Here is an 8,178-nt window from a genome sequence, read left to right on the forward strand (position 1 = left end):
CGGCCGCCGTTTCGGCGACGGCGACCTGGGATGCAGAGAGAGTCTCTGTTGAAAATGAAGAGCTATCTCCTAAACTAACTCTCCACGGGAATTACCCAAACCCTTTATCAGATTGCGCAAATATAGTTTTTGATCTTCCACAACCATCACAAATTTCGGTTTACGTGACGGATCTCTTGGGACGAACCGTCCAAATGATCATCTACGGATGGTATGAAACTGGTAGAAATCACACGGCAGAGATTTGCATGAATGACGCAGCCCCTGGAATCTACCATTACTTGCTTATGGCGGATACAGGAGATCAAGTTGTTCAACAATCAAAAGCGATGGCAGTCGTGAGATAGGATGGTTCTACCCACAACATTCATGGTAGAACCAAAAAAATGCCCCGCAAAGCTTAATTTGATAGACGAAAACGAGTTAGTGGGGATCCCTGCAAATTGAGTGATGTTTTCCTGTCAATGAAACAAGTTAACGCTTACGTGGAGAGTGCCTACCGTTTTCCCCAAAATGGGAAGGCTTATTCTGGTTCTTTATGCAAGGATAACCTGAATAGTTTATGGCTGTGGCTCGCTTTCCTCCAACCCCTGAGCGACAAGATTCCCAGCGAGGTGAAGTAATGAACTCTACGAGGTTTATGGTCGCTTTGATCATGAATATTGGCTTGGGTACGGAGATGTTCGCACAGATTCCAGTGGCAGATTCATCTTTTGTGCCGGGTGAGGTTTATGTGCAGTTTATTAAGGGAGTATCACTGGACAATACAGGGAAAAGAGTAGGATCCAAAGTGTTTGATGAGTTGGCTGAGCGATATAATTTTTCTTCGGTGAACAAATCCTTTCCTTTTCTGGACAGGGTTGCACGAAAGACGGATGCGATTTCTGCTCTGGAGAGGATCTACACGGTTAATTTTGAGGAATTGTATTCGCCCGAGAAGGTTGCTTCCGCACTCTCAATGGATCCCAATATTGTCTACGCTGAGCCTAATTTCATCCACTACATTCAGGGAAAGGATAATTTGATCAAGCCAAATGATCCCCTGTTCGAGTCCCGTCAGATGAAGTATTTTGAACTGTTGCAGTTACCAACAGCATGGGAGATTACAAAGGGAGAGCAAGGAGATGCACTAATTGCGATAGTTGATGATGGGGTTTATTGGAAGCATGAAGATCTCATGGCAAACGTGTGGCGAAATCCCGGGGAGGTACCGAGTAATGGGATTGATGATGATCAGAATGGGTATGTGGATGATGTTCATGGCTATGATATCGGGCATGGCCGCCCCTACGATCCAAAGGAATTCCTGCCCCCCAATCATGGCGAACATGGGACAGCAGTCGCCTCAATGGCCGTTGCGGTTACAAATAACGGCATAGGAATGGCTGGTAGCAGTTGGAACGCACGATTTATTTCTGTTGGTGTCTCGTGTGGGTCAGGTTTATGTAGCACATATGAGGGGATAGCCTATGCCGCAACTCACGGGGCAGATATTATCAATGCCAGCTTCTCAACTGCAGGGTATTCAAAAACGGGAGCAATAGTGATACAGGCGGTTACAGATATGGGGGCGTTGATAGTCGCAGGTGCTGGTAATGACGGAATTAATTTGGATAGACGCCCATTGTATCCAGCGAGTTATCCCCGTGTACTGACCGTAGGTGCAACATCAAACGATTATGATACGGTGGTTTTCAACTATGGTACAAACGTTGACGTATATGCAGCTGGAAGAGATGTGATCTCAATTGAAGGAGACGGTTATAGTCGCTTTACGACGGGTACGTCATTTGCCACACCCCTAGTTTCTGGTATCGCGGCACTAGTTAAGACGGCCTTTCCGAACTATGATGCCGATCAGATTCGTGAGCAGATCCGCTTTACGGCAGATCCCATAGATTATGCGAATGTTCCTGAATTCGAGGGGCTATTAGGTTTTGGCAGGGTGAATGCGTTTAAAGCCGTGACCGAGACGGGAATTGCTGGTACGGTTTTTGACACTATGGAGGTTGATTTTAATAGTGGTAGATGGCGACTTGGCACAACTGGTGACGTAAATGTGACGGTGCACAGTTATCTGGAAGGTACAGAAGACTTAGAAGTTCGCATTGTAGAAGCCCCGAATGCATATGATTTTGCTAGGAGAGCTACTGTGGTTGGCAGTGTTCCAAGTGGGACATCAAAAACTGTTTCATTCCCGTTTACTGTGGCAAATAGCCGCGAGTACAGAGGGGCGGAGTTGTTTGTATTTGAGTTACGAACAGGCACTGAGACTAGTAGAGAAGCAATTATTAGCCCGATTGAAAATTGGGAAATAGATGGGGTTAGCAGTGAAAAACTGACATTCGACGTAACATCAGAGGGTAATATTGGTTTTTTAGACCAGAATCGGGTATGGCTGGAGGGATTTTCTCGTGGCAGAGGGATTTTTTTCAAAGAAATTCAACACCTGCTCTTTGAATCTGGCGTGATCCTGGGTACAGGACCAAATCAGGTATCCAGAACGGTTAAGGGTATTGAGTATAGGAATAATGTACACTTCATACCAAAGCCGAATTCCGGACTTAAGATTCGGGCCCCGGGCAACATTACACCGTGGGAGGCCGAAGTCACATTGTTGGACACAAAGGCACCGAATCCTACGGGTATGGAAGTATTACAGGAAATCTATTTTGACCCTGAAAGCCGGAATTCGGGTTTTGCTATACTGCGATATACAGTCACAAATCCATCAAGTTCTGTGGTCAATAACCTTCACATTGGCCAACTATTTGACTGGGTCATCAGCGAAAACTGGTTTGGTGATATTCCAGGATATGATTTGGATAGGGGGGTCGGTTACCAGTACGCCAAAGGCGCTGCGCCCGTAATGGGCGCCATGGTACTGACCGACAATGCAAAACATCATTTTACGGTGTATAACAGTAACTGGCCGTATCCTTTTCCCCGGTCAGAGTCGGCATGGTGGTTCATAAGTGGAGGTGTCAATCCACTTCCGAGTACTACCGCGTCCTATTGGGGGCACGTGTTCGGGGCGGGACCTTACACTGTCCTTTCTGACGAAAGTGTAGAAGCGGCGTTTGCTTTCTTGGGAGGTGATTCAATTGACGATATGTTGCTTAATGCCGATCGGGCACAAGACTTTTGGGATTCTCACTTTACAAGTAAAGCTAGGGCCCAGTTTTTGCAGATTGATTCAGAGGCCCCTTTGGATTTATATGTTAATGGTCAGTTGACCATAGAGGATTGGCAGCCAGAAGTTGCAACGAAATTTCTACCGATGGAGTTTGGTGATTCGGTGGTGGAATTGAGGAAAACAGGGAGTTCCAAGAAATCTGATCCACTTGTTTCGGCGAGGGTAGACTTTGATCCGACAGGTCGTTATCAGGTTGTATTCTTTGGAAACTCTAAGCGGTTCATGGTGGCGGCAGATGCCCGCCGAGTCGCGGTGTCCGAGAATAAGGTAGAATTCCGAGTGGTGCATGGGATCACCGATGTCGCTGATTTGGAGTTACGTGTTTTGGACGGTGACAGCCATGGTCAGATAAGAACATTACAGGTTTCAGCAGATGCGGTATCCGGTTTTACAGAGTTGGAACCGGGGTCGTATGCGATTCAGTTATGGGATCCGTTATCAAACGTATTACTGGGAACCTATAATCTGGATGCAGACTTGTTTGCGGGCAGGAGTTTCGTGTTGGTGATGAGTGGCTCGGCATCGTCAGGAGTTAACTTGAAAAGTTTTTGCCCGGATGGTACAGAGCTTGGTTCTGTTACCGAAACAAATACGGTTACATCCCATACGTTCCCATCCGAATTGGTTTTGCACGGAAATTACCCAAATCCATTCAATACATTTACACAGGTTCGTTTTGATTTGCCGGTGTCGGCGCACATTACGGTAGAAGTAATGGACATGATTGGCCGACTTGTGTGGGAAGGATCGAAAGAGTATATGGAAGCCGGATACAATCGCCAATATCAGATCAGTGGAGACGGATTTGCCTCAGGAATTTATCTATATCGCCTTCTGGCAGATGCTCCATCAGGGAAATTGGCACAGTCCGGCAGGATTGTGTTGGTGAGATAGACGGAAGAGATTGCCATGATGGGCAACGCAATTCTAAAATTGGCACTGCTATTGGCGGGAATCGGTTTGAGTGTCTCCAGCCGAACGGCAGCACAGGTTCAATTTCCTGGCCCAAGCGCAGATGTGGTTCCGAACGTTGTTCTAGTACAGTTCACGGACGGCATATTTCCAGTGGGTAAGCGATCAGGATTAGTGCTTTTTGATGCGATTGCCAACACCCATGGCGTTTATGCGCTTGTTCCCGCATTCCCATATCTGCAACGCACTGGGATTTCATGCGATAATGCAGGAGAACTGTCAAATGTCTATCGCGCACATTTTTCGGAGGCCACACCTCCAGAGATATTGGCTTTGGCCTTTGAAAGTGATCCTGGTGTTGTGTATGCGGAGGCCGAATATTATTACAAAACTACAGGTTCAGTGGGCACGAGCGTCCCAAATGATCCAGACTATAATTACCAGACTGCCTATATGAAAAGACTGCAGTTGGAAAAGGCATGGGATGTGGTAAAGGGAGAGCAGGGAGAAGTGGTGGTCGCCATTTTGGATAGTGGTACCGATTGGCGGCACGAGGACCTAATCGCGAATGTATGGACGAATTCAGATGAAATTCCAGACAATGGCATTGATGACGACGGCAACGGTTATATAGATGATGTGCATGGTTACGATTTGGAGAATCGAATGCCCTATACGCCCAGTGTGACGATCGACCTGACATCCAATAATCATGGTACCGCAGTTGCCAGTGTAGCTTCGGGGGAGAGCAACAATGGTAAGGGGGTGGCGGGAAGTAGTTGGAACGCTGCATACATGCCGTTGGGAGCAGATTGTGGAGGTGGTGGGATCTGCCACATTGCTGAGGGGATTTTATATGCCGCTGCAAATGGCGCAGACATCATAAACGGCAGTTTCTCCTCTAGAAGCTATTCCAGAACCAATCACCTTGCCGTGCAATGTGCGATGGAGATGGGAACTCTCTTTGTTGCCGGTGCGGGGAATAATCGCACCAATAATGATGCCATACCAAGTTACCCGGCAAGTCTCAATGAGACGCTTGCAGTTGGCGGTACAGAAAAAAATTGGGATCGTGTCGTGTTCAATTATGGCTCTACTGTTGACGTATTTGCATCTGCAATTGACGTAGCTACGGCTGTTCCGAATAATCAATATGAACGAATTAGTGGCACATCTTTTTCCTCACCAATGGTTGCGGGAATTGCAGCTCTGGTAAAGACTCGGTTTCCGCGTTTCTCTGCAGAACAGGTACGGGAGCAACTCAGATACACCGCCGATACCATTGAAAGTTCAAATTCTGGGGGATTCGAGGGGCTATTGGGTCGTGGTAGAGTTAATGCGTATTCAGCTGTACGGGCACCGGTTCCAAGTGCGATCCGGGCAGTTGGAGTTGAGCGAAGAGGTTCCACAAACGATTCGTCTCCATCCTTTGTTGTTAAAGTGGAAAGTTACTTTGGAAATGGAACGAATCAGTCTGCATCCGTTGAGTTGGTGGATGTACCTTCGTATATGGGATTTGAGTCAACTTTGCAAAGGATTGATTTTCCTACCGGAGCAGGTGTAGGCAGTGTTACGTTTCCATTTAGTATTCCAGGTGATATTCCCTACAGAGTAACTGATTTGATCGAAATCAGAATAACCCATGGTGGTGGGGTCGAGAAGCTAAACCACAGGTTTGAGTCACGTTCCGGTGAGACACTCCCTGTTTATAACGTAAATGAGGACACGTGGTTGTTAGGCTACAGTATAACCTCGGAGGGGAATTTGGGGTATTTGGATCGTTGGGGACATAGTGCTGGAATGGGGATCTACATAGGTACGCTTAGTAAACCAATTGATGAAGCGGGACTAATTATAGGTACCAGTCCAAATCAAATATCATCGTCCGTGATCGGATACAAGGGGAGTCATGTTCTCACGCAGCCAGTCCACTTTAATCGTAAGCCAGGCACCAAGATGGAAGTCTATGCATCCGACGCAAACGGGATAGTGAGTACAGAGGTAACCCTTTCGGATTCGAATGCTCCCAACCCGATTGAGGTGGAGATCTTGGAGGAGACACAATTTGTGACGGATGAGAATGATCCTTCGGGGGGATTCATCATCGTAAAGTATACGATCACCAACCCACACAAACATTGGATTGACAACCTACATGTAGGTTTATACATAGACTGGTTAGTATCACTTCGTTGGAATGAGGATCAGCCGAGGTTTGATGTTGAACGGCAAGCCATTTACCAGATCTCGGCTGAACCGGGAGTTATCTCCACGGCATCGGGCATTAAGGTTCTTTCAGAGGACTTTGATATTCGCTATGGAGCATTACTCAACTATGGTATTTATCCTGGTCTTACATGGAATGAGATTATTTGGGAATACCTGAGTGGAGAGAATAGACTTGGATTTCCCACGGCGGATAATTGGTCAAGTATTGCAAGTGTGGGTCCTGTTCGGTTGGGGCCGGGTGCTCACGAGGAAGTGGCGTTTGCCCTTGTAAGTGGAAAAGATGAAGCGGCATGGTTGAAGCTGGTAGACAGGGCAGTAGACTACTGGGAAAATGGAGTCCGCAGTTATTACGGAAATCTACAGATCATAAACAACACTGAGAGCCAGTTGGAACTGTATTTGGACGATGCACAGGATGTCCCCAATAGAATTCCTGCGAGATTCTCTTCAGATTATATCTCCATCCCTGTGGGGCCCGCGCGACCACGTGTTGATAATTCTATGAACGACCTTTCGCTGGTATCCAATCTTGAAGTGAAAGGAGATTCCAGTTATCAGATCATCTATCGCAGTAACGCTGATCAGAGTCAGATTCATTCCACGATAGTCTGCTGTGCACGGGATCATGCAATGTCTGAGGATATTGTTGCTCTTCGTGTTGTCCATACCCTGACGGGACAGCCCGATTTAGGCTTTCGATTTATTTCTGATCAAGGTTTTGTTTATGCTGTTCAGGTAGCCGAAGGTGCAGCTTCTTCGTACATTGATATACGTCCAGATATATATTCATTAGAGGTCAGTAAGAATGGTAAGCCTTGGCTGCGAAATTCAGAGATAGATTTTACAAGTTTGGGAGGCGAGGTTCTGCTTATCACGTTGGAGTTGAGTAGTCTTGGACTACTTATTTCCGCGTATGGGGCTAAATATGGTCGTAAATTGTACGCAGCTTCCATTTTTGAGGAAATCCCATCGATTAGTACAGAGCAACCAAAGCTACCACCTGAGTTCGTCCTGCACGGAAACTATCCCAATCCCGTCAATTCAAGCATGCGGATACACTTTGATTTACCCTACTCGGCTCGCGTATATCTGGAGATTGTGGATCTTCTGGGCAAGTGCGTTCGTGAGGTGTTCGCTGGCGAAGTGGGTGCAGGCTTTGATGCGTCTATATCTGTGGACAGTCAAGGGCTTAGTTCGGGGGTATATCTATATCGTCTGACAGCACAGTCGGATGTCGGGACGTTTACGAATTCAGGCAAATTCATCGTGATCCGGTAACATAGACTGTATTACCGGGAGAGCCTCTTGCAAAATCCTTCGGTAGGGGTTTTGCAATGGTTGGGGTGATGGATAGACCAGAGAAGTCAAGTCGTATGTTTTTTCTTGGTACGGAGGAAAACGGTTTCACCTTGGATTCTTACGGAACTTCCCACTGAGCCTTGGAGACACAGTTGAGCCTCTTGCAAAACCTCGAGATCGGGGTATTTTTAAAAATCCTGATCTTTTGTGGTTCTGATTTTGGTGGTTTGACTCGGGAAGGGGAACCGGATAGATTCCATTCTGGCCTCCGCTCTGAACAGGCTCAGAATTCTCTATTATTCGCCCGAAAACCAGGGACGGAATCCTCCAAATTTCGTACCTTTAGGGAGCACAAATTCCAACAAAAAAGGAGGGGTCCATGTCTCTGGTTCAAAAGGTTGTGTATTAACCTGACTTCGGTGGTTTCGGTTTTTTGAGGTTCAAGACCTTTGTTTCCGTGCGTTGTGGGCGGATTTTTTCGGGTTCTTCCGTGTAGTACTCAGTTTTTTGTTTGTTAGCTTTCCCGTTCGTATATTTGGAGA

Annotated in this window: 3 protein-coding genes; all 3 read left to right on the top strand. The window is 46.7% G+C overall.

The annotated features are described in order from the left end of the window. Positions 1–347 (top strand): T9SS type A sorting domain-containing protein (locus F4Y45_01465; GenBank protein ID MXY23173.1); only part of this gene is annotated, 347 nt, incomplete at its 5' end. Positions 348–562: 215 nt separating this feature from the next. Beyond that, entirely contained in the window at positions 563–4,090 is a 3,528-nt protein-coding gene (locus F4Y45_01470; GenBank protein ID MXY23174.1) for a S8 family serine peptidase, read from the top strand. A gap of 15 nt (positions 4,091–4,105) precedes the next feature. After that, positions 4,106–7,615, top strand: a complete 3,510-nt coding sequence (locus F4Y45_01475) for a S8 family serine peptidase (GenBank protein MXY23175.1) — start codon at positions 4,106–4,108, stop codon at positions 7,613–7,615. Positions 7,616–8,178: the final 563 nt, after the last annotated feature.

The organism is Acidobacteriota bacterium (assembly GCA_009838525.1).
Classification (GTDB): Bacteria; Acidobacteriota; Vicinamibacteria; order Vicinamibacterales; family UBA8438; genus VXRJ01.

Coding starts and splice junctions, on each gene's coding strand:
- F4Y45_01470 (MXY23174.1), top strand. CDS start 563: ATGGCTGTGGCTCGCTTTCCTCCAACCCCTGAGCGACAAGATTCCCAG.
- F4Y45_01475 (MXY23175.1), top strand. CDS start 4,106: ATGATGGGCAACGCAATTCTAAAATTGGCACTGCTATTGGCGGGAATC.